Source organism: Martelella sp., from assembly GCF_984369615.1.
Genome location: NZ_CFHTCS010000550.1, coordinates 1 through 1,154 on the forward strand (window position 1 = coordinate 1; position 1,154 = coordinate 1,154).

Sequence of the window (1,154 nt, forward strand, 5' to 3'; positions counted from 1 at the left end):
TCTTCCTTCGTGGAAGACATAGCGAAGCATGTTGTAGGCGATATTGGCCATGCCGATCTTCACCGTCGCCCTGTCGATGCCGATCGTCCTGATGAAGAGTTTCATCTTGTCCTTCTGTCGGGCGAAGACATGCTCGACGGCGGACCTGACCTTTGACCGGCGGCCATTGGCCCGCGACACCGCCTCCGGCATCGGTTTGCCCTTCGGCTTTTTCTGATGAATGTCCGACTTCAGGCCGTTGCCGGCCAGAAAGGCTTCGTTCTTCTTCGAACGGTAGGCGCTGTCGGCCCAGACCGTCGAGGCCGTATTGTCCTTGCGCACGACATTCCTGAGCTGTGCGCCATCATGTGCCGAGGCGCTCGTCACCGTCCATCCACGGATAAACCCGTGTGACCGGTCAATGCCGGCATGGTTCTTGTAACCAAACATCGGGATGGCGATATCGCGCTGCTGCGTCCTGGTCGAATGCGGCGTTTGCTCGGGCCGCTTCGCCTTCGAATACTTTACTGTCCAACGCGCATCGCGATCCTTCTGGGCAAGCTTTGCCGGCTTGTCCTTCCAGCCATCAGGAACGTCGCCACGCTTGATCGCGTCCTTTTCGTCCTGGGTATTGCGCTGCTTCGGTGCCTGGACAATCGTCGCATCGACAATCTGACCGCCCTTGGCCAGATAGCCGGATTTCGAGAGATGCTTGTCGAAACGGGCGAACAGATTGTCGATGGCACCGGCCCGCACCAGGCTTTCCCGGAACAGCCAGATCGTCTTGGCATCCGGAACCTTTTCCGACAGCGACAGACCAAGAAACCGCATGAACGAAAGCCGGTCCTGAATGACGAATTCGGCCTGGTCATCGGACAGATTGTAAAGCGCCTGCAGCACCAGGATCTTGAACATCATGATCGCCGGATATGGCGGGCGACCGCCTTTCGAGCCGTCCGAACGCTTCAAGGCTTTGGTCAGCGGCTTTTCGAACACAGCCCACGGAATGATCGCGTTCAGTTTCTCCAGCGGATCACCGACAGCGCTCAAACGCGCATAACGCTCGTCAACATCAAAGAAACCGAGCTGTCCTCGCATCACCAACCTCCGAAAAATCACCGTGCACGAAGTGAATCACGAAACGGCGGAAATCGGTAGGTAATTCGAGGCGTCCA

1 protein-coding gene is annotated in these 1,154 nt (G+C 57.5%); it reads right to left on the bottom strand.

Annotated elements, in window-relative coordinates; translation table 11 throughout:
- Positions 1-1,077: IS5 family transposase (locus tag AC5DC2_RS23550; RefSeq protein WP_491700243.1), on the bottom strand; the 1,077-nt coding region annotated here is incomplete at its 3' end.
- Positions 1,078-1,154 lie beyond the last annotated feature (77 nt).